General features: G+C 45.6%; 21 protein-coding genes. 3 read left to right on the forward strand and 18 right to left on the reverse strand.

Annotated features, from left to right (window positions below; translation table 11 throughout):
• Positions 1–6: 6 nt before the first annotated feature.
• From M3636_RS24995 to xylA, 3 genes are all read right to left on the reverse strand, one after another.
• A complete protein-coding gene (locus M3636_RS24995) occupies positions 7–723 on the reverse strand; it encodes a glycosyltransferase family 2 protein (protein ID WP_251384369.1) in 717 nt (238 codons plus the stop codon).
• Positions 724–1,075: 352 nt separating this feature from the next.
• On the reverse strand, positions 1,076–2,569 hold the full coding sequence (gene xylB, locus M3636_RS25000; RefSeq protein ID WP_251384370.1) for a xylulokinase: 1,494 nt from the start codon (positions 2,567–2,569) through the stop codon (positions 1,076–1,078).
• A gap of 414 nt (positions 2,570–2,983) precedes the next feature.
• Positions 2,984–4,300, reverse strand: a complete 1,317-nt coding sequence (gene xylA, locus M3636_RS25005; RefSeq protein ID WP_128103584.1) for a xylose isomerase — start codon at positions 4,298–4,300, stop codon at positions 2,984–2,986.
• A gap of 200 nt (positions 4,301–4,500) precedes the next feature.
• Between xylA and M3636_RS25010 the strand changes: the two genes are divergently transcribed.
• The gene (locus M3636_RS25010) at positions 4,501–5,667 is read left to right on the forward strand and encodes an ROK family transcriptional regulator (RefSeq protein WP_251384371.1); all 1,167 of its coding nucleotides are present in this window, start codon (positions 4,501–4,503) and stop codon (positions 5,665–5,667) included.
• Between the two features lie 144 nt (positions 5,668–5,811).
• The gene (locus M3636_RS25015) at positions 5,812–6,009 is read left to right on the forward strand and encodes a hypothetical protein (protein WP_056693310.1); all 198 of its coding nucleotides are present in this window, start codon (positions 5,812–5,814) and stop codon (positions 6,007–6,009) included.
• A 148-nt stretch (positions 6,010–6,157) separates the two neighbouring features.
• On the opposite strand, the gene M3636_RS25020 is transcribed toward M3636_RS25015, so the two are convergent.
• The 3 genes from M3636_RS25020 to trxB form a co-directional block, all read right to left on the reverse strand.
• Positions 6,158–8,143, reverse strand: a complete 1,986-nt coding sequence (locus M3636_RS25020) for an AraC family transcriptional regulator (protein ID WP_251384372.1) — start codon at positions 8,141–8,143, stop codon at positions 6,158–6,160.
• 233 nt (positions 8,144–8,376) lie between these two features.
• A complete protein-coding gene (locus M3636_RS25025) occupies positions 8,377–8,607 on the reverse strand; it encodes a glutaredoxin family protein (protein WP_056693307.1) in 231 nt (76 codons plus the stop codon).
• Between the two features lie 73 nt (positions 8,608–8,680).
• The gene (gene trxB, locus M3636_RS25030) at positions 8,681–9,622 is read right to left on the reverse strand and encodes a thioredoxin-disulfide reductase (RefSeq protein ID WP_251384373.1); all 942 of its coding nucleotides are present in this window, start codon (positions 9,620–9,622) and stop codon (positions 8,681–8,683) included.
• 253 nt (positions 9,623–9,875) lie between these two features.
• On the opposite strand from trxB, the gene M3636_RS25035 reads away from it, so the two are divergent.
• Positions 9,876–10,607: a ZIP family metal transporter gene (locus M3636_RS25035; protein WP_128103587.1), complete on the forward strand. Its 732-nt coding sequence runs from the start codon at positions 9,876–9,878 to the stop codon at positions 10,605–10,607.
• 194 nt (positions 10,608–10,801) lie between these two features.
• On the opposite strand, the gene M3636_RS25040 is transcribed toward M3636_RS25035, so the two are convergent.
• The 12 genes from M3636_RS25040 to M3636_RS25095 form a co-directional block, all read right to left on the reverse strand.
• Positions 10,802–12,751 (reverse strand): heavy metal translocating P-type ATPase, encoded by a 1,950-nt coding sequence (locus M3636_RS25040; RefSeq protein ID WP_251384421.1) that lies wholly within the window; start codon positions 12,749–12,751, stop codon positions 10,802–10,804.
• A gap of 422 nt (positions 12,752–13,173) precedes the next feature.
• Positions 13,174–14,481, reverse strand: coding sequence for a homocysteine synthase (locus M3636_RS25045; RefSeq protein WP_251384374.1), 1,308 nt, complete (start codon positions 14,479–14,481; stop codon positions 13,174–13,176).
• A 245-nt stretch (positions 14,482–14,726) separates the two neighbouring features.
• Positions 14,727–15,575: a sugar phosphate isomerase/epimerase family protein gene (locus tag M3636_RS25050; protein WP_353056315.1), complete on the reverse strand. Its 849-nt coding sequence runs from the start codon at positions 15,573–15,575 to the stop codon at positions 14,727–14,729.
• 33 nt (positions 15,576–15,608) lie between these two features.
• The gene (kduD, locus tag M3636_RS25055) at positions 15,609–16,361 is read right to left on the reverse strand and encodes a 2-dehydro-3-deoxy-D-gluconate 5-dehydrogenase KduD (RefSeq protein ID WP_251384375.1); all 753 of its coding nucleotides are present in this window, start codon (positions 16,359–16,361) and stop codon (positions 15,609–15,611) included.
• 43 nt (positions 16,362–16,404) lie between these two features.
• Entirely contained in the window at positions 16,405–17,163 is a 759-nt protein-coding gene (locus tag M3636_RS25060; protein WP_251384376.1) for a DeoR/GlpR family DNA-binding transcription regulator, read from the reverse strand.
• 59 nt (positions 17,164–17,222) lie between these two features.
• Positions 17,223–18,062, reverse strand: a complete 840-nt coding sequence (gene kduI / locus M3636_RS25065) for a 5-dehydro-4-deoxy-D-glucuronate isomerase (protein ID WP_128103590.1) — start codon at positions 18,060–18,062, stop codon at positions 17,223–17,225.
• A 305-nt stretch (positions 18,063–18,367) separates the two neighbouring features.
• Complete coding sequence (cyoD, locus tag M3636_RS25070) at positions 18,368–18,697, reverse strand: cytochrome o ubiquinol oxidase subunit IV (protein WP_056693282.1); 330 nt, start codon at positions 18,695–18,697, stop codon at positions 18,368–18,370.
• A complete protein-coding gene (gene cyoC / locus M3636_RS25075) occupies positions 18,698–19,318 on the reverse strand; it encodes a cytochrome o ubiquinol oxidase subunit III (protein WP_110898411.1) in 621 nt (206 codons plus the stop codon).
• Positions 19,319–21,289 carry a cbb3-type cytochrome c oxidase subunit I gene (locus tag M3636_RS25080; protein ID WP_251384377.1) on the reverse strand — a complete coding sequence of 657 codons (1,971 nt, stop codon included), beginning with the start codon at positions 21,287–21,289 and terminating at the stop codon, positions 19,319–19,321.
• A gap of 20 nt (positions 21,290–21,309) precedes the next feature.
• A complete protein-coding gene (cyoA, locus tag M3636_RS25085) occupies positions 21,310–22,281 on the reverse strand; it encodes a ubiquinol oxidase subunit II (protein WP_128103592.1) in 972 nt (323 codons plus the stop codon).
• A 318-nt stretch (positions 22,282–22,599) separates the two neighbouring features.
• Positions 22,600–22,863, reverse strand: coding sequence for a hypothetical protein (locus tag M3636_RS25090; protein ID WP_056693273.1), 264 nt, complete (start codon positions 22,861–22,863; stop codon positions 22,600–22,602).
• Between the two features lie 360 nt (positions 22,864–23,223).
• Positions 23,224–24,570 (reverse strand): GH1 family beta-glucosidase, encoded by a 1,347-nt coding sequence (locus M3636_RS25095; RefSeq protein ID WP_128103593.1) that lies wholly within the window; start codon positions 24,568–24,570, stop codon positions 23,224–23,226.

Here is a 24,570-nt window from a genome sequence, read left to right on the forward strand (position 1 = left end):
CCTCCCTTATTCTAACCATGGTAGAAGTCTTGGCTCCGGATCCAAAATGGACTCATACTGTTCCTTCCACCCATATCTCGCATCCGGATCTAGTGCCTGATAACGCTCCACCTTACGAATTCGGTCTTCTTCCCGTGCCCAGCCATAATGCTTCACCCGAGGTGCATGACAAGCGTAGGAAAAATGCTGAATCGTTAGCGGGAAACGGCCGCAATGCTGAGGTGTTTCCTTCCACTCATAGTCCCATTCAGGACGATACCTAATGAGAAATGGGCGATAGTAAGCATGAGCCTGCCAATACTGATCCTCTCGGTATGAAGTCTCGCTCCACATGTCAAACAAGCGGAAGTAGATCGCATCCTCTTCTCCACTTAATAATTGATCTCGTATCACTCCAAAATCAGATGTTACTATCTCATCCGCATCCAAATTCAGAATCCACTCTGGATTGGTAGAGATGGTTGCCTCCCACTGCTGTTTCCTCAAACTGACTTCATCCGCAAACCGAGGTCTAGAATTCTCTACTAATAATAAAGGTATACCCTGGAGTATCTCCCGGCACATCGCAACCGTGCCATCTGTACTGCCATCATCAATGATGACTGCCCGATCAATCCAGGGTCGATGAGTCTCAAGCGCCTGTCTTAAATAACGCTGCTCCTCATTACGAACAATCATCGATAAGGTCATATGCGGTCTTCTGTCGTCCTGATGATCTGTCAATGCTTCACCCCCCACCCTTTAATTCTGACCATGTATGTATGCTCGTTCATTGCGTAATAGAATTGGCTCTATTTCTTAACAGGCTGAATCATCTATCAGATGAACCATTCATGCTGTAATCATGTTGTACGCCATTCATCATTGTTCATTGAAACCAATCGTGTCCCTATAGCTACTGTATGCGCTCAAGGAATAAAGTTATGTCAGGCTTGCTTATTTCGTATATGAGCTGTGTGTACTACGCCGTTTATGTGCTATGCGATTGGCAAGTGTATATGGCAAAAAAGCACCCGCTTTCGCGGATGCTTAGGGTATCAAAAAGTATTAATGTATGAATTCACTCATTCTTTGATTAGCGATATTGAGCCAAACGATCATTCAGACTGCGTGTCTGTCCATAGACCTCTTGGTACAATGCAAATAACCCGTCATATACAGCAACTGTTTCTGGGTTAGGATCATAGGATTTCGCAGGGCGAAGGAAAGCCGTAGCGCATGCTTGCAATGATGGGAACCAGCCACATCCATATGCCGCCAACATCGCTGCTCCCATCGCAGGACCCTGTTCGCTCTCCAGCTTCACGATGGTTGCGTTGAAGATGTCTGCCTGCATCTGCAGCCAAGCTTCATTCTTAGCACCACCGCCGATGGATATGACTTCTGTCACGGTCTTACCAGACCGACGCAGAATATCAATTGATTCGCGAAGTGAGAAGGTAATGCCTTCCATTACTGCACGCCCAAAGTGCTCCAGCTTATGCCCAGCATCCATACCAATAAAGCTGCCACGAATGTTAGCGTCAGGGTGCGGTGTACGCTCCCCTACAATGTATGGCGTGAACAATAGACCCTGGCTTCCAGCCGGCACCTGGTCAATGCCCTGCAAGAGCACATCAAATGATTTGTCCGCTGCAAATGTATCCTTAAACCAGGATAAGCTATATCCTGCCGCCAAGGTTACCCCCATAATATAGAAGGCATCCTTCTCCCCATGGTTAAAAAAGTGGACTTTCCCTTCGAAATCAAGATCCTTGCGCTCTTCGTAGGACAAAATAACCCCAGATGTACCGATGCTGCACATCGTCTGCCCTTCACTCAGGATGCCTGCGCCAATCGCGCCGCAGGCATTGTCAGCACCACCTGCAAATACTTTGGTCGCTGCTGCCAGGCCCGTTTGATCCGCAATCTCCGGCAACAGTGTCCCCACTTCCTCGAAGGATTCCACAAGTCGTGGACAGAGTGAGATCGGCAGTTCAAACGCTTCTGCAATCTCTTGGCTCCATTGCTTGCCCGCAACGTCAAGCAACAACGTACCCGCCGCGTCAGAATAATCCATCGCGTAATCTCCGGTCAGGCGATAACGCACATAATCCTTCGGCAGTAGGAACACAGCAGCCTGTTGCAGGAGCTCAGGCTCGTTTTCTTGAACCCACAAGATTTTCGGTAGTGTAAATCCTTCAAGCGCACGATTCCGGGCGATGCTTAACAGCTTACCGTCAAGCACCTTCTCGATGCGGCGGCATTGTACCGTTGTGCGTGTATCATTCCATAGGATGGCATTGCGAAGTGGCTTGCCTGCGGCATCCACCAATACAAGTCCATGCATCTGTCCAGAGAAGCTCAATCCCTCAATTTCGGAAGGCTGTACGCCAGATACCTCCAGCAATTTGCGAAGCGACACAATCGTCTGCTCTATCCAATCCTCTGGATTCTGTTCGCTGTATCCAGCCTTAGGTTGGTAGAGCGGGTATGATTCAGAAGCTTCAAATGCCACTTTACCTTCACGGTTAACCAACACAGTTTTAACTGCGCTAGTACCCAGATCGACACCAATTACATAACTCATAAGTATACTCCTTTCGTTTGTAGCAGGATTGAAGAAATTTAAACCTTGGCATGTGAGATCACTCCATAATCAGAAGAGCCTTGGATCGCCGTTATCCCTGAATTTCCTTGATTCCCTTTTGAAAAGGGAGAAATCCGGGGATAAATGCGAGCACTTCGTTTCTACGGGTTCTTTCTGTCCACTTCGTTCGGCATGCCATATGACCACGCTGCTCACGTTTCAAAAAAAACCGTCCCCGCCTTCCCAGAGGAAAGCGGGGACGGTTTGAATGTCACGCTTGTTCAACGTCCAGGGTGCAAGATGTCTGTCCTTGCACCAAGTAGGAAGAGGTGTTTATGCTTACTGTGTGTTCGCTTATGATTTGCTCATAGGCGACACCAACAGAGCATAAATCCCTCTTGCTCTATGACTATCTTAGTCAGCCAGGATGTATTGGTTGAGTTTTGCTCTCAGCAATTCCTGACGTCCGGATTGGTTTTTGCGTGGGTTTTCGTTGTTCAGCGCATACTCAGCAAGGGAAGCAAGTGTTGCTTTACCTCCAACTACATCTGCACCAATGCCTTCGCTGAAGCTGCTGTAACGTTTTTCGATGAAGTCATCGAAGACGCGATCTTCGATCAGTTTCGCAGCTACTTTCAGGCCTTTTGCATATGTGTCCATACCAGCGATGTGTGCCAAGAACAGATCCTCAGGCTCGAAGGAACCACGACGAACTTTCGCGTCAAAGTTCACGCCACCACGGCCGATACCACCGTTTTTCAATACTTCGTACATCGTCAATGTCGCATCGTACATGTCCACTGGGAACTCGTCTGTATCCCAACCGATCAGCAGATCACCTTGGTTTGCATCCAGGGAACCGAGCATGCCGTTGATGCGTGCTACGCGGATCTCGTGATCAAACGTATGGCCTGCCAGTGTAGCGTGGTTCGCTTCCAGGTTCAGCTTGAACTGTTTGTCCAGATCATATTTTTGCAAGAATGCGATGGAAGTAGCTGCATCGAAGTCGTATTGATGCTTCGTTGGCTCTTTTGGTTTAGGCTCGATCAGGAATTGCGCGTCGAAGCCGATCTCCTTCGCATAATCAACAGCCATGTGGAACATGCGAGCAATGTTGTCTTGCTCCAGTTGCATGTCTGTATTCAGCAATGTGTCGTAACCTTCACGACCACCCCAGAATACATAGTTTTCTGCACCCAGACGTTTACCAACTTCCAGACCTTTTTTGATCTGTGCTGCCGCATGAGCATACACATCAGCGTTACAAGTAGATGCTGCACCAAACATGAAACGTGGGTTGGAGAACATGTTCGCTGTGTTCCAGAGCAGCTTTTTGCCGCTAGCTTTCATATGCTCTTCCAGCAGATCAACGATCGTATCAATGTTGCTGTAGAATTCGCGCAGCGTTGCGCCTTCTGGAGCGATGTCCACATCGTGGAAACAGAAGTACGGCAGATTCATTTTTTCCATAAATTCAAAAGCCGCTTCAACGCGAACCTTCGCTTTATCCAGACCGGAGTAGCTATCCCAAGAACGAACAGCTGTCTCCGCACCAAACGGATCACTGCCGCCTGCAGTTAATGTATGCCAGTAAGCCATACCGAAACGGAAGTGCTCTTCCATCGTTTTGCCAGCAACAACTTCTTCTGGGTTATAGTGTTTAAAAGAAAATGGATTCGTGGAATCTTTACCTTCGAATGCAATTTTATTAACGGATTCAAAATAGGCCATGTGTAAAATGCCTCCTCAATAGTTTTAAAGAAATCGTTTACACCGTTATCCTATCACATCGATTTTACTTTGTCTATCCATTAAACAAAGTTAAATAAAAATGTTTTTTACACGTTTGTTTACGCTATAATAGTCGAATAGCTTGTTACGGATATCATTGTGAACTCTTTTATCAGAGAGAATAGGAGTGCCTTGTTAATATGAAAATTACCGGAGACCAGATGCTGGTCAAAAAAATAAATAAATCGATTGTCCTTGATACCATTAGACGTCATGCCCCCCTCTCTCGTGCGCGAGTGTCCGAGGTGACAGGGCTTAACAAAGCCACGGTCTCTAATCTGGTCGCTGATTTAATCAATGACGAGTTGGTTCAGGAGATCGGCCCCGGGGAGTCAAGTGGCGGACGCAAACCACTGATGCTACTCTTTCGAGGCGCAGCCGGCTACGCGGTTGGCTTGGAACTCAGTGTCACACATTTGAAAGGTGTACTTACGGATCTGGAAGGCCATATTATTACTGAATATGCCGTGCAATTGGAGCATCATGATGTGTCGTCCGTATTCGAGCAGTTGACGCTTGCGGCTGATCATTTAATTCAAACTGCACCGCCTTCACCACATGGTGTAATTGGCATTGGCATTGGTGTACCGGGCATGGTCGATGAGGAAGGTACTGTACTGTACGCACCCAATTTACAGTGGGAGAAAGTTCCTCTACGCGCTATGTTAGAGGAAGCATTTCAACTACCTGTCACGATAGATAATGAGGCCAATGCTGGCGCTCATGGCGAACTGAATTTTGGCGCAGGTATCGGTGTCCGGCATCTAATCTACATCAGCGCAGGCATCGGAATTGGATCAGGCATTATGGTAGATGGCGAATTGTACAAAGGCGCTTGGGGTTACGCCGGAGAAACCGGTCATATGTCTATTGAATCCGAGGGCAGACCTTGTTCATGTGGCAATCGCGGCTGCTGGGAGTTATACGCTTCCGAGAGAGCCTATGAACATCCCGATGATCAACTACATCTGCCTGCCCACACAACCAAAGAGTTAATTGAATATGCCGCTGAGGGGCATGAGGCTGTATTGGCACTATACGAAGGCATCGGCCGTAAATTAGGCATTGGCATCACCAATATCGTCAATAGCTTCAATCCAGAGCGTATCATTATTGGTGGAGGATTATCCAAAGCACGACCATGGATTGAAACGGCATTAAGACAAGTTGTTGAGGAGCGAACACTACCCTATCATCGCCGCAGTTTGCAGATTGAATGGGCTGCTCTAGGCAGCCGTTCAACCCGAGTTGGTGCTGCTTACTCTGCCATTTCCCAATTTTTAGGTAGAATCAGAGTATCCGTTTAATAACTAATGAAATTGACATCATTTTGCCCCATTTCCTCCCTTTTTGTTAAAGAAATCCAGAGGTATAATGAATATATGTGATTTTTGTCATGGCGACATGTACGTCGTTGTGTTATTCCCTATAACGAAACGGAGTGAACACCTGTGACCTACGTAGATACTTCAGATATCTCGGCGCAAATGTTTGTCACCGTACTCCTGTTCCTGATCGTGCTTGCGCCAATGTTCAGCCTTGGCATCCTCCGATTGTTTCAGAGCAAAAAGAAGGCTGGTTTCATGTACATGCTGTCAGGCTTAGTGGTGTATGTAATATTTCAGACCTTTATGAGTATTTTTTTCTAGACGTAACAACTGGAATAGATGAAAAAATCCCCTTTGCAGTACTGTACAGAGTTCATGTGGCTACACACTCTGAAGTACGGATCAAAGGGGATTTTTCAGGTTTTTGTTTATTTACATTTTGAAATTTCATTACAGAGCTGTGAGAAAATCACTTTCGAGCGGAGTTTTCTTGAGCACGTTCTTCCATCATGTCCACAATGTCCTTAATCTGTCCCATAACTGAAATTGGATCGGAGAAGTAAAATTTATAACCGTCAATTTCGTACAATTCATTGTTTTTGACCGCATCTAACGTCTTCCATACTGGATCGCTGGCATAGTCGAATGATTCCGCCTTAGCGTCCACGGCCATAAATACACGATCACCTGCATAAGTACTAACAACCTCGTTTGAGATGGTAGCCCATCCTACTTTGGGATCAACCTCTCGTTTTACATTCTCATTCATGGGAATACCTAATTCACCGTGGATACCTCTGCCCGTAAATGCATTACCGTATAAAGTAATATTCTTGACAATTCCTCCAGCGAATACCGTTGCCGTCTCATCTTCCTTAATAATTCGGTTCAAGCGTTCTCTGGCTGCTGCCAAATTTTCCTCAAACTCCACCAACCACGCCGAAGCTTCAGCTTCTTTGCCCAAAATGATTCCAAGTTCCTTCACCTGATCACGAACCGGAGCCGAACTGTCCAGATATACGGTTGGTGCAATTTTTGAGTAAGCACTATACGTCTGGGCATCTCCAGTAACGATTAAGTCTGGATTCAGACCCGTAATCATCTCTAAATTATCCGAAATATCCTCAATCCCTGAAACTCGTTCCTCCAGGTAAGGATTTTGCATAAATAAACCATTACTACCCACAGGCTTCACATCCAAAGCCAGAATGTGACCCAAAAAGAAATCCGTTACGACACGCTTTGGATTAGAGGGCACCTCAACTTCACCCATCGAGGTATGAACCATACGTGTTATCGCTTGATCCGTCCCATTTGTAGTATTCTCACTTGAATTATTCGTCTGCGTAGTTGGAGCTTGCGATTGAGCTGTACTTCCTTCTCCGGTTGAAGCCCCCATGCTTCCTGAAGAGCTTCCGCTACATGCACTTAACAGCAACCCAAAAGCCATGAGCAACGCCATGGGTACTCTCTTTATACGATTAATCATTTCGTCAGACCCTCCATCTAAATATTGATAATAATTATCATTATCATAAAAAGGAATATAACATGGGTCTGAAATGCCAACAATGTGATTTCTTCCTCCGAAGGATATAATATCTTCCTCCATGATGTGTTTACGGTACTTTTGTGGAGAGATTCCATAATATTTTTTGAAGGCATTACTGAAATAATATGAATCCTGATATCCAATAGTGGATGCAATCATGCGTATTGGAAGCTTGCTTTCTGTCAAAAGCGTGCACGCTTTTTGCATACGCAAACGGATTAAGCAGTCAATTGGCCCCCGATTCAGCACCTGCTTGAAACAATTTGAGAGATGTCCCGGACTACGCCCCATTACCTCAGATAAAGAATCCAGCGTATGGGGTTTGGCGTAATTCTCCAACATATACTCCAAAGTCAGTGTGACTAGCTCGACAGGATTGGCCGTTTTTACAAGTGCAAGCTGTGAATGAAATTGATCCACCATGTGATATATCCACTGGTAGAACAATGCTTTAATCTGAAATGTAATTGACGGCTCCTGCCCTTGCTGCTGTAATTCCAGCATTCGGTCTGTTAGGTCATACAACAACATGGGTTGAGCTGGGATGACACGATATGTAATGTGCGTTGGATATCTACTTTTGTCCCAAATTAATGGCGCATCGCTTTCCTTTGCCGCACACTCTGCTTGGTACGAGATAAAAATATACTCCGCTCCCTCTGAGCCTGCGTGAACCTCAATATAGCTTTTGGCAGGCACATGCATAATCTCAAATGAGTTCATAGAATATGTCTTCTGATTGAGCACCACTAACACACTGCCTTTTCTAACACCCAAAAAATAGCTGGAGTGCATCCGATTTTGCACGCGTTCACCCTTTACAAGCTGCGCCTTTCTCACCATGATATCTTGTAATCTCACCTGTTCCCAGAAACGAAAATGCTCCTGTTGATCGATGTCCATGCTGTCTACTCACCTCCCTGCTAGCAACTTGATCTATGAAAAAGCATATCGTACTTCTGTCTATTCAACAATTATGAGGATGCTAAATTACGTTAGCCCAACGAAAAAAAGACCTTAATCCTAATCTGGACTAAGGCCTCTTTCATATTTATATTCAAACGGCTCGCGCGAACCGGAATAGCTATAGATTATCTTAATTCTTTCACCATTGGTGCTCAGACGATTCGTCCGATTTATGCGTCCAATGCTTTAGCGAATTGTGTTTTGTTCATTCCCAGGATGCGATGTTCGCCGATAACAGTCAAAGGTACAGCACGTACGCCCATATCCCATACTTGTTGTGCAAACTCATCGCTAGTTTCGATGTTACGCTCTTCATAAGCGATACCTTTGTCAGCCAAGAAACTTTTCACTGATTTGCAGTTCGGGCAGTTCGTCGATGTGTATACAATTACGTTTTCCATGATTTATTCACCTCATATAGTTTAGTTATTTTTTATTTATTGGTCTAGCGATCTTGCTTCATTCAGCAGACTCTTACAAGGAAATTGCAGTGTGCTCCAAGCTCTCGATATATTTCTCTGTATCCATTGCAGCCATACATCCGCTTCCTGCCGCTGTAATTGCTTGTTTGTAACGAGTATCCTGTACATCTCCACAAGCGAATACACCTGGGATGTTCGTCTCGGATGTGCCTGGTGTTGTCAAAATATAACCATGCTCGTCAGTCGTGATCTGTCCACCCAAGAAGCCTGTGTTAGGCGTATGACCAATCGCTACGAATACACCGCTCGCAGGGATCACTTCTTCTTCACCTGTTGCGTTGTTCAGCACTTTCAGTCCAGTTACACCATTCTCACCAGCAAGCACTTCAATCGGAGTACGATTCAAAGCCATCTCTACTTTTTCGTTGCTGCGTGCACGATCCTGCATGATTTTGGAACCACGCAGTTCTTCACGACGGTGTACCAACGTTACTTTGGAGCCAAAACGGGACAGGAAGCTTGCTTCTTCAAGCGCGGAGTCACCGCCACCAATAACGATAATTTCTTTGTTACGGAAGAAGAATCCGTCACATGTTGCACAAGTACTTACACCACGTCCAACGTTGGTTTCTTCACCGGGAATGCCAAGATATTTAGCGGATGCGCCTGTAGACAAGATCAGTGTTTCCGATACGAGTTCACCCATACCTTCAACTTGGATTTTGAATGGACGCTCGCTCATGTCGATGTTATTAACCCAGCCTGTGCGGAATTCTGCACCGAAGCGTTCTGCTTGTTTACGCATGTTATCCATCAACTCAGGACCCATGATTCCGTCAGGGAAACCTGGGAAGTTCTCAACTTCTGTTGTTGTTGTCAGTTGACCACCAGGTTGCGGTCCTTCAATAACGAGTGGGCTCAAGTTGGCGCGTGCCAGATAGATTGCTGCTGTCAGTCCCGCAGGACCTGTTCCAATAATAATTGATTTATACATGTATAGTTCCTCCCCCGGTTTCTACAAAAAGGTTCGACTCTCCAGCATCAAAAGCAAACGCCTTTGCATACACTAAAATGAGAGCCCAGATCATGTCCATATGACTGGACAGTTATGACAATTGCCCTATGCAGAAACGGAATTCTAATTTATAATCATTCTAATCTGTTGTTCATTATGATCTCTTTTGTGTAAGGTGTCAATGCTCTGCAGCGATTATGAAGAAGTCTTCATCAGGAGGGAAAATAGAAGCATGAACGAAGCACTCATTGGCAGCTTTATTTCAGCCATGTCCACCGGCCTTGGTGCCATACCGATTTTATTTATGCGCAAAGTAACACATCGACTCCGTGATATTTTGCTTGCCTACGCAGCAGGTATTATGACCTCTGCCTCCGTGTACAATCTCATTCCCGAAGCACTCGGTCAATCGAACCTTTTTGTACTGGCTGTTGGTATTTTGCTCGGTAGTATGGTTCTACTCGTATTAGAGATGAAGATTCCGCATGTGGATCTGGAAAATCCCGAGAAGATGCCATTCAAAATTGAAGCGAAAGCCTTCATGATTATCGCAGCCATTACAATGCATAACTTGCCGGAAGGACTATCCGTTGGTGTTAGTTACGCCAGTGACGATGCCAGTTTAGGTAACCTGATTGCGCTGTCCATTGGGTTGCAAAATGCACCTGAAGGTTTCCTGGTCGCGCTTTTCCTCGTTAATCAGAACATTGGTCGCTTCAAAGCCCTAGGCATTGCTACACTCACGGGAGCCGTTGAGATTATTACAGCAATGATCGGATACACGCTTAGCAGCCTGGTTGAGGGTCTTGTACCGTATGGTCTGGCATTTGCAGCAGGAGCAATGATGTTTATTGTCTACAAAGAGTTAATTCCCGAAAGCCACGGGGATGGTAATGCACGAGTGGCAACCGTCTCATTCCTACTCGGTCTTATCACCATGATTGGTCTGACTGAACTTTTTTAGTTCCACACATAACGCATACCATATCGCACAATGTATATATGAGATCCAAAAAGAGAACCCGATCCAACAGCTCAGCGCTGCCGATGGGGTTCTCTTTTTGGCCATAAATGAAGATTCCATGAAATAGTTGGAATTCATTGTAAGTGCCTACAGAACATCGAATCAGCATTGAAAGGATAATACCGTTTGATGGCCTAACGTAGCAGTCTAAGACCATTCAGGATGACCAGTATCGTACTGCCTTCATGTCCTACAACACCTAGCGGCAATGCTACATCCTGAAGGAAGTTTCCAGCTATTAATGCAAGGATAACGGTAATCGCAAACACCATATTCTGCTTAATGGTTCGCTGCGCACGTCGAGCTTGTGCAATCACCCATGCAATCTCCTCGATGCGATCATTCATCAGCACAACGTCAGCTACCTCTAGTGCCGTGCCACTCCCGGATACCCCCATGCCCATGCCTACCGTCGCTGCAGCAAGTGCAGGGGCATCATTAACTCCATCGCCGACCATCAACACCTGGCCATATTGCTTACGCAAAGCATGTACCTGTTTCACCTTATCTTCTGGGAACAGATCAGCATAGACGATACCTACGCCGGTTTCACGTGCAATGACAGTAGCAGCCTCTGCACGATCCCCCGTTAACATGGCTACACGGACACCCATCGCTTCAAGCCTTCTTACAGCCGCTGCTGCCTGTGGACGAACCGTATCCCGCATTGCGATCAGACCTACAATTTCCCTATCTGCTGTCACGACCGACACCGTCTTGCCTTCACCTCCTAGACGAGCACGTTCATCATACCAATGGGTGTCCCTATTTGAATCGATCTCATCTGTTTTCCCAATTCTCCAATGTACATCATCCACCTTACCTTCAATGCCCCAACCGGTTAGTGCCTGTACCTGCTCCGCTTCTGGAATTGCAATATTCTCCAGAATTGCCTGATCCACAATTGCGCGAGCGAGCGGATGCATGGAGAGATTCTCAATACTTGCTGCTGCAGCAAGCACTTGTGCACGGTCGTAAGCTTCTGCCGTTATGATATCCGTGACCTGAGGAGTACCCATCGTTAATGTCCCTGTTTTATCAAAAGCAACCACTTGGGTCTGTGCCAGGTTCTCCACATGTGCCCCACCTTTAAATAGAATTCCTCGACGGGCACTGCTGGACATTGCGGATAACATCACTGGCATAATGGAAGATACAAGAGCACAAGGAGAAGCTACAACCAGAAATACCATCGCTTTATAAAACGCATCCCCCCACGTCCAGCCAAGCAATACCGGAGTTCCTCCGATAATCAGCAATGTCACGACCACAACGATTCGAGCATAAATCCCTTCAAATCGTTCAATGAAACGTTGTGAATCAGGCACTTCCGCTTGCGCTTCCTCCACTAACTTAATAATTTTGCCAAAGAGAGAACCCTCCGCCGACTTGGTAACTTCGACATACAATGCCCCCTCACCGTTCACTGTCCCAGCATACACCTCGTCACCCGCACTTTTGTCTACTGGCAACGATTCCCCTGTAATCGATGACTGATTAATAAAAGAACTTCCGCGATACACGACCCCATCAGCAGGAATCAGTTCTCCTGGCTTGACTAACAGTAAATCGCCAGGCTGTAGCTCATCAATCGCAACAAGATTCATTTGTCCTTCCTCGATGCGGAGTGCTGTTTCAGGTTTCAGCGCCAGTAAGGATGAAATATCTTTATGACTGCGTTCTGTCGCATAACTTTCCAAGGCTCCACTAAGTGCAAAAATAAAGATGAGCATTGCCCCTTCATTCCAGTATCCAATCGTTGCAGCGCCAAGCGATGCGGCGATCATAAGCAAATTCACGTCCAGATCACGATCTTTGACGAGCGTCTCTATTCCTTCTTTTGCCTTTGTCCAACCACCCAAAGCATACGCCGCAATGTATAACTTGATGGATACTGGCTGAGACCACGAAGCCGTACTCCAAGCAATTAACATCAAGAGTCCACTGCCTAGTGCTGCCTGCATCTCCTTGTTGTGGAGCATCGCTCGAAAGTTTGGCCTACGGCCGCGGTTGGGGTTAGGCGAATTCGTTGAGCTCTTCTCTGCCTTAACTTGCTTATGAATGGGTTGATGGATAGCTTGCATGTTCATCACTGTCCTTTCTGAATGTTGGAACGAATATTCTGGCTGACTTCGCCATTTCGTATTCCAAAGATGAGTTGTATTGAGAATGAGATCCATTGTTAATGCCCTAAAAATGACACATGCTGCTGCGGGAATCCCGCAGCAGCATGGCGATCAAATGAGAATGATAATCATCTTTTGTACTTATGCAATTATTTTTACCTCAACCAACTTTTGATTATTATATGCCTGTGATCAACATTTGTAAATAAGTATTTGCAAAGTTGTTCGAAGAAAAAAAGCAAAAAGCCACCGATCCATAAGGATGGTGACTTAAATTTAGAGTCTTTGTCTTAAAGGTCAATACGACATATTAGTTCATCTGAGCTTCCAGATATCATCTTCACATGTAGTCTACATGAGAAGCTAAACTTCACACCAACTTATACACTAACGCTTGCTTGTTGACTCGCTTTGATTGCTTGCTCCAGATCATACAGGATATCTTGAATATTCTCCGTACCCACCGATAAACGAATCAGCTCCGGATTAACGCCAGCCGCCGTCTGCTCATCTTCTGACAGCTGTTGATGTGTTGTACTTGCTGGGTGAATAATGAGAGATTTGGAATCACCCACATTCGCAAGGTGAGAGAACAGCTTCACATTTTCGATTAGTTTACGTCCTGCATCTACTCCGCCTTTGATACCAAAGGTTAGAATCGCACCTTGACCTCTCGGTAGATACTTCTGTGCGAGTTCATACGATGCATGACTTGGAAGACCTGCATAGCTTACCCACAATACATCGTCGTGTTTTTCCAGATATTCCGCAACCGCCAGTGCATTGCTACTATGACGTTCTACGCGCAGATGAAGTGTCTCCAGCCCCTGCAGCAACAGCCATGAGTTAAAAGGTGAGATCGTTGCACCGATGTCTCTTAACAACTGCACACGCGCTTTGATAATATAGGCGATTGGTCCAACAGCCTCCGTGTATACTACACCATGGTAGCTGGAATCTGGCTCGGTCAGACCTGGGAACTTCCCACTTGCCTTCCAGTCGAATTTGCCGCTATCCACAATAACGCCACCGATGGATGTACCATGCCCCCCAATGAATTTGGTAGCAGAATGCACAACGATATCCGCGCCATGCTCAATCGGTCGCAGCAGATATGGACTTGGGAACGTATTGTCTACAATCAACGGAATACCATGCTCATGTGCAATCGCCGCTACAGCTTCAATATCTAGCACATTCCCTTGGGGGTTACCGATTGTCTCAGCATACAGTGCTTTTGTTTTCTCCGTAATTGCTTGCCGGAAGTTTTCAGGGTCACTGGAATCCACGAACTTCACGTCAATTCCCAGCTTCGGCAGTGTTGTGGAAAATAAGTTATACGTGCCTCCATAGAGACTTGCCGAGGACACAATCTCATCCCCCGCACCAGCAATATTGAGCAGTGAGAAGGTGATTGCCGCCTGACCTGAAGCTGTAGCCAAAGCCCCAGCCCCACCTTCCAGTGCTGCAATTCGTTGCTCAAATACATCCGTCGTTGGATTCATCAGACGTGTGTAGATGTTGCCAAACTCTTTCAATCCAAACAAATTGGCAGCATGTTCAGTATCACGGAAACCATAAGATGTTGTCTGATACAAGGGTACAGCACGTGCATGAGTTGTTGGGTCTATTTCCTGGCCCGCATGAATTGCCAATGTTTCAAATGAAAGCTCACGTTCGTTTGACATAAATCTGAATCCTCCCTTAGGTATACGTCTCTGAATCTCTGGATGTACTCACTTGGTGGCGTATGTTTTCCATATTCTCTCACAAGATGTCGCATTTGAAAAGAATTATTTCCGATTTTTCCGATAAGAAATTATAAATATAAAATTTATCATCTTGGTATACTAAAAAAACCTTTGCTAATGCAAAGGTTCCATAGTTATCTTTACTCGCTTCATTCAACCTGCGAATCAGCAAGAATTAGCGTTTATACCCGTATACTACTCCATACTTCACGCAGATGTTTAGCTGCAGGTACTGCCTCTTCCGCTGTCACACCTTCTAATGAAATATCGATATGCGGCTTATACTGCTTCAACAGTTCAAAAAATAACGGATAATCTAAAATGCCTGCACCAGGTACAGGATTAACCTTCTTCCCTTGGGCGTTAAAAGCAACATCCTTGGCATGAATTACAATGATCCGCTGGTACAGCGTCTCGATGACTTCACGTAGGAAGCCTGCCTGATCTGCTACGTGATGCTGTTTAATCAAATTACATGGATCGAACAACATCCCCAGATTGGAGGAAGGAATCTCTTCAAATAAACGTACCATATGTTCACGCGTATGCAGCGTGTGCGTTGACACAGGCTCAATCGCAGCATGAACGCCCCACTTCTCAGCCTCTTCCGCGATCTCCTCTACGGTTGCCCGTAATATATTCCATGCATGTTCCTCATACGTATCCGGATGTGTACTGAGATACGTGTCCAAACCACCTGTTTCCGTTGCAACCATGCTGCACCCAAAATCTCTAGCATACCTTAGATGTTCCTTAAATCGATCAATATCTGCACGCCGACTCACCGGATCGGGGTCAATCGGATTAATATAACAGCCTAGCACTGCAATCTTCACACCACGTTGTGCAAATTGGTCTCCAATCTCATTCGCCAGCCCAGGGCTTAGCTTACCATTCGCAGAATCAACATCGGAGAGAGCTTTGGCAAGCGCAAGCTGCACCGAATTGAACCCGTTATCTGCGATCGTCTGCGCAAGCTGTGCTGTAGGCTGCTTACCGAACGTATGCGCCAGAATACCAAGTTTCATCATTCATGTCTCCTTTATCATCGGATGGGTGGAAACTTAGCGAGCGAGCCAGCCACCATCGACATTAAGTACATGACCGTTCAAGTAGTCTGAGGCTGAAGATGCCAAGAATACAACCGGTCCTTTCAAGTCTTCTGGTGTTCCCCAACGGCCAGCCGGAATGCGCGCTGTAATATCACGGTAGCGATTCTCATCTGCCCGGATCTGCGTTGTATTGTCCGTTTCCATATAGCCTGGTGCGATTGCGTTAATCTGTACACCTTTACCTGCCCATTCATTTGCAAGTGCTTTGGTCAGGCCGGCAACACCATGTTTACTAGCTGTATATCCAGGCACATTAATGCCACCCTGATAGGACAGCATAGATGCAATGTTTATGATTTTACCGCTACCCCGTTCAATCATATGATTACCTGCCAATTGGCTCAGGAAAAATACACTATTCAAGTTAATGGCAATGACATCATGCCAATCCTGATGCCCATGATCTGCAGCCGGTGTACGGCGAATGATACCAGCGTTGTTCACTAGAATATCAATTTTACCTTGAAAGGATAGTGCCTCCTCGAACACCTTAGACAGTTCATCCTCAATACTCAGATCCGCTTCGATAACATAAGCTTTGCGTCCCAAAGCCTCAATAGCACTCGCTGTTTCCGCAGGTTTGGAATAAGACACCAGTACAACATCGGCTCCTGCTTCTGCCAGCCCGATCGCCATACCTTGTCCCAGCCCTCCAGATGTTCCGGTCACGAGAGCAACTTGTCCACTCAAATCAAATGAGTTCATATGTGATTCCTCCGCATGTTATGATATGCAAACCGTAATTAAGTTAACTTTGATAATCCACGTTGACACCACTCTGACTATATAGCGCCGCTGTCTCTTCATCTAGTTTATGATCGCTGATAATGCAATCAAGCTCTGAACAATTCGCAAAGGTTCGCAGTGCAAATTGTCCAAATTTGTGGTGATCCACAACGCCGTACACTTGTTGAGATGCCGAGATCATTGCTTTTTTCAACGGGACGAGATCACCTGTATAGATGGATAATCCGAAATCGGGATGAAGTGCAGTGGTGGAGATAAATGCTTTGTGAATATTTAGCCCCGAAATAAAAGCAGCCGTATCGTCCCCTACCAGCATATTTCGAACTCGCGCTCCCCCTGGCACAACCAATCGAACCTGTTCCTTCTTCGTTAACTCTGCAATAATAAACAGGTCATTCGTGACTACCGTCAAAGAGAGATTATCCATACGTCTAGCCATCTCTAGGGTCGTACTTCCGCCGTCCAATGCAACAATATCTCCAGGACGTATATAAGCAAGTGCCCGTTCGGCAATTTCCGTTTTTTCCGGATGGTGTTTCTCAATGACTCCGCGGCTGTTCAAAATACCATATTGGTCATTCTGAGCCAGCATTGCCCCACCGTGGACACGGACAAGTAAACCCATGCTCTCCAGCTTGGCAAGATCTTCCCTTACCGTCTTACCCGTAACCTGTAGCAGTTCACTTAGATCACTAACGGTCACTTCCTGACGTTGTAACAACGCCTCCATAATTTTTTCATGTCGCTTCAATGGATTCATCACAATCAACTTCCTATATAACTGAATTAAAATAAATAACCTGTCTCACGTACAATGGATTACTTCAGATCTTTCATTGCTACGCCGTCCATATCCTCGAAGGTTTGGTTCTCACCAGCCATCGCCCAACAGAACGTATAGTTGCTTGTACCTACGCCACTGTGAATAGACCAGCTTGGTGAAATGATCGCCTGACGATCACGAACAACGAGATGACGTGTTTCGTTTGGTTCGCCCATCATATGGAACACTACGCCATCTTCCGGCAGGTTCCAATACAAGTATACTTCGGAACGACGATTATGGGTATGTGCAGGCATGGTATTCCACATGTTACCCTTGTTGAGCTCTGTAATACCCATTACAAGTTGACAGCTCTGAATGCCACCTTCGCCTTGGTGGATATAACGATAGATTGTGCGTTCATTAGAGCTTTCGATGCTGCCCAGATGGTTAGGCTGTGCTTGCTCTTGTGTAGCTTTTACCGTTGGATACGTATGGTGTGCTGGTGTTGATACGAAGTAGAATTGTGCTGGCTGTGCATTGTCGCTGCTCTTAAACAGAACCTCTTTAACGCCACGGCCGATATACAGACATTCCTTTGCACCGATCTCATAGCCTTGACCATCAGCAGTTACCGTTCCATGTCCGCCTACGTTAATGATACCGATTTCACGACGCTCTAAGAAAAAGTCCGTTCCAATATCCTTGAGGTTCACTTCTAACGCAATATCCTTGCTCTGAGGTACAGCTGTTCCTACAATATAACGATCCACATGGGAGTATACTGTCACTAATTCATCTACAGCGAATAGCTGCTCCATCAAAAATTCCTCACGTAGACGGGATGTATCATATGTTTTTACTTCATTAGGGTGTGCAGCATAACGGTTTTGCATGTTTAATCCATTCCCTTCGTCATTTGAATGATGTTCATATAAGTTCATTTTAGTTCATTTTATATCTTTTGTGTACCTTTTTTTAAAAATAAACCGTTCTATGTAGTTAAATATGTACATTTGCATTCAAATTTGTATCATAATCTCATATCGATACAATCTCGCATAGCCAGCTCGTTCACTCAAGCCATCTGATTGCTGACTTCCATTGAGCTTTCCAGCATGCTTCGAGTTCTAGGTGCAAAACTCCAAACAAAAAAGGGACTTCCACGGATAGACCGGGAAATCCCTTTGTAATCTGAAACTTAATGTGCAACTGCGTTGTTAAGCATGATCCAGATCGAACCGATAACGATGGTCATCATCATCAGAAGCCCGAAAATGAGTGCCATAACATTCCAGCGTGGTTTCTCTGTCTCACGAATATGCATGAAGAAGAAGAGTTGAACCACAAACTGAAGTGCGGCTGTACCAAGAATAACAACCATTGTTCCTGTTTTACCCATCATGTCGTTCAGAACAACCACCAGCGGGATGATCGTCAGAACGATAGAGAGAATAAAACCGATGACATAGGACTTCAGCGAACCATGTTGTTCATGGCCATGGGAGTCATGCGTGTTGTGCTCTGCCATCTACATCACCCCCATCAGATAGACGATGGACAGAAGGAAGATCCATACAACGTCCAAGAAGTGCCAGTACAAGCTGATTACGTTGATTTTACCGCGAGTAACATCGGTAATCCCACGTTTTTTCAGTTGGAACATCAATCCAATCATCCAGATCAGACCGAGCGATACGTGAAGTCCGTGAGTACCCACCAAGGTGAAGAATGCGCCGGAAGCAGCACTCGTCGTGTAACTGAATCCTTCGTGAACCATCTCAACAAACTCATAAATCTCCAGTGCAAGGAAGCCTGCACCGAGAACGGCTGTAACGATAAGCCAGTTAATCAATTGTTTAACTTTACCTTGGTTCATTGCCAGAACAGCAAGTCCGCTCGTAAATGAACTTGTGAGCAAGAGGAATGTTTCAGCAATTACGCCAGGCATTTTAATCAACTCAGACAAGATTGGTCCGCCCGCCGTATTGTCGCGCAACACAATGAAGGTTGCGAACAATACGGAGAACAGGATTACGTCGGAAATCAGGAAGAACCAGAAACCGAGAATTTTCATTTCCTGTGGATCATGGTGGCCATGATCATGACCATGTGCATGATTCTCACCGTGCTTAGCGGCTGCTTGAGCCATCTATACCGACCCCCTTAACGACGCTTCGGTACGCTTAATTTCGTCAACCGGAATGTAATAATCCGTGTCGTATGAGAATGAACGGGCGATCATGCAGATACCCACGCCAGCGAGTCCGAGAATTGCCATCCATAGCCATCCAAAGACGAAGCCGAAACCAGCTACGAACCAGAAGACAGACATAATGAACGGAATCGAGGAATTTTTCGGCATATGAATTGGCTCATATACAGGCTCAGGCGGATGAATGCCTTTAGCACGACGTTCTTTCTCTTCCCACCACTCATCAATATCATCTCCGCGAGGTGTAACAGCGAAGTTGTATTCAGGAGCTGGTGAAGGAATCGACCACTCAAGCGTACGAGCATCCCATGGGTCGCCAGAAGCTTTGAGTGATTTGTATTTGCGAATACCGTCTGCGATTTGTGCAACTTGGAACAAGAATCCGACACCCATCAGGAACGCACCAATCGTAGAAACGAAGTTCAGTTCCCACCAGCCAGTGTCCCAGCCGTAAGTGCTCAGACGACGCGTCATACCCATCAGGCCGACAGCGTACTGCGGCATGAAGCAGACATAGAAACCGATATTCCAAGTCCAGAATGCCCATTTGCCCAGTTTCTCTTCCAATTGGAAACCGAACATTTTTGGCCACCAGTAGTACAGACCTGCGAAGTATCCGAAGACAACGCCACCGATCAATACTTGGTGGAAGTGGGCAATCAGGAAGTAACTGTTATGGAACTGGAAGTCAGCAGGAGCAACGGATAACAGAACGCCCGTCATCCCCCCGACGATAAAGCACGGGATAAAGGCAAGTGTCCACATCATCGGAGTGGCCATGCGTATCCTTCCTTTATACATCGTAAACAGCCAGTTAAATATCTTAACCCCTGTTGGAATGGCAATCAACATCGTCGTAACCGCGAAGAATGCATTAACGTCCGCTCCGGAACCCATCGTGAAGAAGTGATGCGCCCATGTGAAGAAGGACAGGAAGCTGATGATCAACATCGCGAATACCATCGATTTGTAACCAAACAGTTTTTTCCGCGAGAACGTACTTACGATCTCGGAGAACACACCGAATGCCGGCAAGACGACAATGTATACCTCAGGGTGACCCCACATCCAGATCAAGTTGATATACATCATTGGGTTACCGCCCAGATCAAGTGTGAAGAAGTGCGCCCCGGCAAACCTGTCGAGGAAGAGCAATGCAAGTGTCACAGTCAAGATCGGGAATGCAAACAAGATAATAATACAAGTGGAGAATACTGACCAAGTGAACATCGGCAGTTTCATCCAACGCATACCTGGCGCACGCATTTTAATGATGGTAACCATAAAGTTGATACCGGTAGCCAGGGAACCGATACCCGATATTTGGATACCCCATATATAGAAGTTCTGTCCTACCCCCGGACTGTGCGACAGCTCCGATAGAGGCGGATAACTCAGCCAACCTGCGTCAGGTGAACCACCAATAACGAAGGACAGGTTAAACAGCATCGCTCCTAGGAAGAACAACCAGAAGCTCAGTGCATTCAGGAACGGGAACGCAACGTCTCTCGCTCCGATCTGAAGTGGCACGATAACGTTAAATAGACCAAACATAAATGGCATCGCCATGAACAAGATCATGATCGTACCATGCGTTGTAAAGACCTGATTATAATGCTCAGGGTGTAAGAAATCCATATTAGGCATTGCTAGCTGAAGACGCATCATCAGCGCATCCACACCACCACGGAACAACATGATAATGGAAGCGATGATATACATAATACCGATCTTCTTGTGATCGACAGTAGTTAACCAGTTACGCCAGAGCCAGCCCCATTTTTTAAAATAAGTTAGCACCGCTACAATAGCAATCATCGTAATCCCGATCGATACCATCGCACCATAGATGAGTGGATCACCAGTTACGAAAAACTCCGATGCAAACTCTTTAATTGTCTCTAACATTGGGCTCTCCTTTCGAATCTTTAGTTAGCACTCTTGTCCTCGTCTTGCTTGGACTCTTGAGTGGCTTGATTAGCTCCAGCAGCTTCACTTGAGCTTTCGTGCTTACTATGAGCTCCATTACCATCTACAACATACTTGGTTACGATTTTCTGGAACAGACCTTCTGGGAAGGCTGAGTAATAAGCAACATTGCTTGTTCCAGGCTCAGTAAGCGCATCGTAGCCCTCTTGTGTCAGCTCTTGGGAATTTTGTTTCACTTCTCGAACCCAATTGTCAAACTCTTCGTCTGATGTAGCATTCACATCAAAACGCATTTTGCCAAAGTGCTCACCTGTAAAGTTGGCGCCTGAGCCCCAATACTGTCCTTCATGGTCAGCTTGCAGGTACAAGGTCATCGCCATACCCGACATTGTGTAAATCTGACCACCAAGTTGCGGAATCCAGAACGAGTTCATTGGTGAATCCGCGGTAAGTTCAAATTTCACGGGCCGGTCTGCCGGAATATTCAACGTATTGACCGTTGCAATCCCTTGCTCTGGATACATGAACAACCATTTCCAGTCCAATGATGATACTTGGATCGTCACAGGTGCTTTCTCAGAAGCCAGTGGCTTCGAAGGCTCTAGATCATAAGTGTAACGAACTGTTACAATAGCGAGTATTCCAATGATAATAATTGGAACCGTCCACCAAATGACCTCAGCTTTGGTACTATGAGACCAGTTCGGCTCATATGCAGCTTTATTGTCCGGTTTGTCGCGGTAACGCCATACGATTACTGCAGACAAAATCAACACAGGTACGATTATGACAGCACACAGAATGGTTGAAATTACGATCAAATCTCTCTGTGAAGCGCCAATCGGTCCCTTTGGATCCAGAACAACGTACTGCCCGCCTGCCAGCATTGGCCAGACAATCAATGCGATGGTAACCAACGTCAGGACAACCGGAATAATAATCCGGGCTAGCGACCTAGGTTTCTTGTTCATCTTGATCCCCTCTCCTTAAATTCGCTCATACTGAAAAATCAGTATACTACTCTATTCCTTCTAAAGATATCAGAAATGAGCAACTTTTTTGTTCTTGTTAACAAATTTGTCGATTTTACACCCTAAATGTGTGAATTTTTTCTCACAAATTACTTGCACACTTGATATTTCCGTATAATAAAACATCACATGTTACGTAAAAAAATAAAGCCCTTTGCAGTCTCGTTGAATAGGTCAACGAATCCGCAAAGGGCTATATTGACTGGATTCCGATTACTTATCCAGTCTTAGTATGGACGAATATCCTGCAGATTATAATTAATCCGCACCTTCGTCTTCATGACGTGTATGAACTAGTCCGATCGCTTTAGCAATAACGTAAATGAATACGCTACCAACCAGGAAACCAATACCCACCATCAAGCCAAGATTACGGTCATTAAATTCATTCAAGTTGATCAAACACATCACTACACCTGTAATAAGCGCGATCCAGGCAAAAACTGTCATCGTTAAGACTGCGCGCCGCATATTTTTATCCTTGCGCTCCAATTGGCTTACCATTGCTGTCTTCGATGCCATAGTAAACACTTCCTTTTCCCTTTTTGTAAGTTATTTACTGATACCAATATACCACATTAGTATGATTTTTAGTCAACAAATGTTCAAATTTTATTCGCAATTTGGACACTTTATTTATTGTTTACCTGTTGACAAAATAGATATTTTATCTTCTTGTTATGTATAACCCAAAAATGACTGCTTCATAACAGAAATCGTAAACAAGCTTTTGAAACATTCGTGAATGACCCGAAACCAACCGTTATATACACATTCCAAAAATAAAAAAACGGTGCTCCATTTAATCGGAGCACCGTTTCATTTGATTGCATATCAAGACCGAATCCATTCTAGTTCCAGTCTGATTCATGTTCCTTGCATTTAGCTGCGAATTTCCAGCCAATTGTTCTTAATCACGTTTTGATACCAATAGAAGCTTTCTTTCGGTGTTCTTACTAGCGAGCGGTAGTCCACATGAACGAGTCCAAAACGCATACGGTACCCTTCAGCCCATTCAAAGTTATCCATCAGCGACCAAGCCATGTAACCTTTGAGGTTGATGCCGTCATTGATGATCCGATGAATCTGAGCCAGATGCTGTTCATAATAAGAGATCCGGCGATCGTCATTGATTTTTCCATTATCCAGATCATCATTGATGCAAGCACCATTCTCTGTAATATACACATCCACATTTCCATACTTTTGAAGATAGTGCATAAATTCATACAGCCCGCGGGATTCGATAGGCCAGCCAATATCCGTTTTGGTCAGTCCCATATTTAATTCTTCCGATTGCAGCGCCCCTGCTTCCGGATTGAAGCGATTGAGTCCCATTGTGTAATAATTGATGCCAAGCAGGTCGATTGGCTGTGAGATGATCTCCATGTCGCCTTCCTGAATCGGCACAGTAGCACCAGCTTCAGCGAACCAGTCCACCATAAACTGAGGGTAACTGCCTTTGTAGATTGGGTCGAGGAACCAATCTGTATTCAGTGCAATGGAACGGTCACACGCAGCCTGATCTTCAGGAGACTTGCTGTAAGGCTCTGCCCAGCACACATTCGGAGCGATACCAATCTGTCCGGTGATTCCCATGCGACGGAATGATTGGACAGCTTTGCCGTGAGCAACGAGCAATCCATGAGCAACATTGATTGACGTTTGCAGATCACGATTCCCTGGCGCATGGATCCCTAACAGGTTGGACAAGAAAGCAATGCACCACGGTTCATTAAAGGTCAGCCAGAAATTAATTTTTCCGGAAAACTCCTTGAAGATCACTTCCGCGTATTTCACAAAAGCATCTACCGTTCTACGATTACCCCAACCCCCGTCATCCTCCAGCGTTTGTGGCAGATCCCAGTGATACAGCGTGCAGAACGGTTCAATTCCCGCTTCAAGCAGCTTATCCACGAACCGATGGTAGAAATCTAACCCTTCTCTGTTGATCTCTCCATCCCCATCCGGAATAATACGAGGCCAGGCAATGGAGAAGCGATACGTGTTGATACCTAATTTTTTCATCAGTTCAATGTCTTCTTCATAGCGGTGGTAGCTATCACACGCGACATCGCCGTTATCTCCGTTAAACACTTTACCAGGTGTACGCGCAAACGTATCCCATATGGATACCCCACGTCCACCTTCCTGAGCCGCCCCTTCGATCTGATAAGAAGCGGTCGCCGTTCCCCAGCGGAAATCCTTCGGAAATTGAAAAATAGTCAT

The organism is Paenibacillus sp. MER 99-2 (assembly GCF_023714095.1).
In the GTDB taxonomy this organism is placed as follows: domain Bacteria; phylum Bacillota; class Bacilli; order Paenibacillales; family Paenibacillaceae; genus Paenibacillus.

Coding starts and splice junctions, on each gene's coding strand:
- M3636_RS25095 (WP_128103593.1), bottom strand. CDS start 24,570: ATGACTATTTTTCAATTTCCGAAGGATTTCCGCTGGGGAACGGCGACC.
- M3636_RS25025 (WP_056693307.1), bottom strand. CDS start 8,607: ATGGAAAACGTAATTGTATACACATCGACGAACTGCCCGAACTGCAAA.
- M3636_RS25090 (WP_056693273.1), bottom strand. CDS start 22,863: ATGGCATCGAAGACAGCAATGGTAAGCCAATTGGAGCGCAAGGATAAA.
- M3636_RS25050 (WP_353056315.1), bottom strand. CDS start 15,575: ATGATGAAACTTGGTATTCTGGCGCATACGTTCGGTAAGCAGCCTACA.
- kduD (WP_251384375.1), bottom strand. CDS start 16,361: ATGAACTCATTTGATTTGAGTGGACAAGTTGCTCTCGTGACCGGAACA.
- M3636_RS25035 (WP_128103587.1), top strand. CDS start 9,876: ATGAACGAAGCACTCATTGGCAGCTTTATTTCAGCCATGTCCACCGGC.
- M3636_RS25010 (WP_251384371.1), top strand. CDS start 4,501: ATGAAAATTACCGGAGACCAGATGCTGGTCAAAAAAATAAATAAATCG.
- xylB (WP_251384370.1), bottom strand. CDS start 2,569: ATGAGTTATGTAATTGGTGTCGATCTGGGTACTAGCGCAGTTAAAACT.
- cyoC (WP_110898411.1), bottom strand. CDS start 19,318: ATGGCTCAAGCAGCCGCTAAGCACGGTGAGAATCATGCACATGGTCAT.
- M3636_RS25045 (WP_251384374.1), bottom strand. CDS start 14,481: ATGTCAAACGAACGTGAGCTTTCATTTGAAACATTGGCAATTCATGCG.
- M3636_RS25040 (WP_251384421.1), bottom strand. CDS start 12,751: ATGCAAGCTATCCATCAACCCATTCATAAGCAAGTTAAGGCAGAGAAG.
- M3636_RS25020 (WP_251384372.1), bottom strand. CDS start 8,143: ATGGACATCGATCAACAGGAGCATTTTCGTTTCTGGGAACAGGTGAGA.
- M3636_RS25080 (WP_251384377.1), bottom strand. CDS start 21,289: ATGTTAGAGACAATTAAAGAGTTTGCATCGGAGTTTTTCGTAACTGGT.
- xylA (WP_128103584.1), bottom strand. CDS start 4,300: ATGGCCTATTTTGAATCCGTTAATAAAATTGCATTCGAAGGTAAAGAT.
- cyoD (WP_056693282.1), bottom strand. CDS start 18,697: ATGGCAGAGCACAACACGCATGACTCCCATGGCCATGAACAACATGGT.
- trxB (WP_251384373.1), bottom strand. CDS start 9,622: ATGTATAAATCAATTATTATTGGAACAGGTCCTGCGGGACTGACAGCA.
- M3636_RS25060 (WP_251384376.1), bottom strand. CDS start 17,163: ATGAATCCATTGAAGCGACATGAAAAAATTATGGAGGCGTTGTTACAA.
- kduI (WP_128103590.1), bottom strand. CDS start 18,062: ATGCAAAACCGTTATGCTGCACACCCTAATGAAGTAAAAACATATGAT.
- cyoA (WP_128103592.1), bottom strand. CDS start 22,281: ATGAACAAGAAACCTAGGTCGCTAGCCCGGATTATTATTCCGGTTGTC.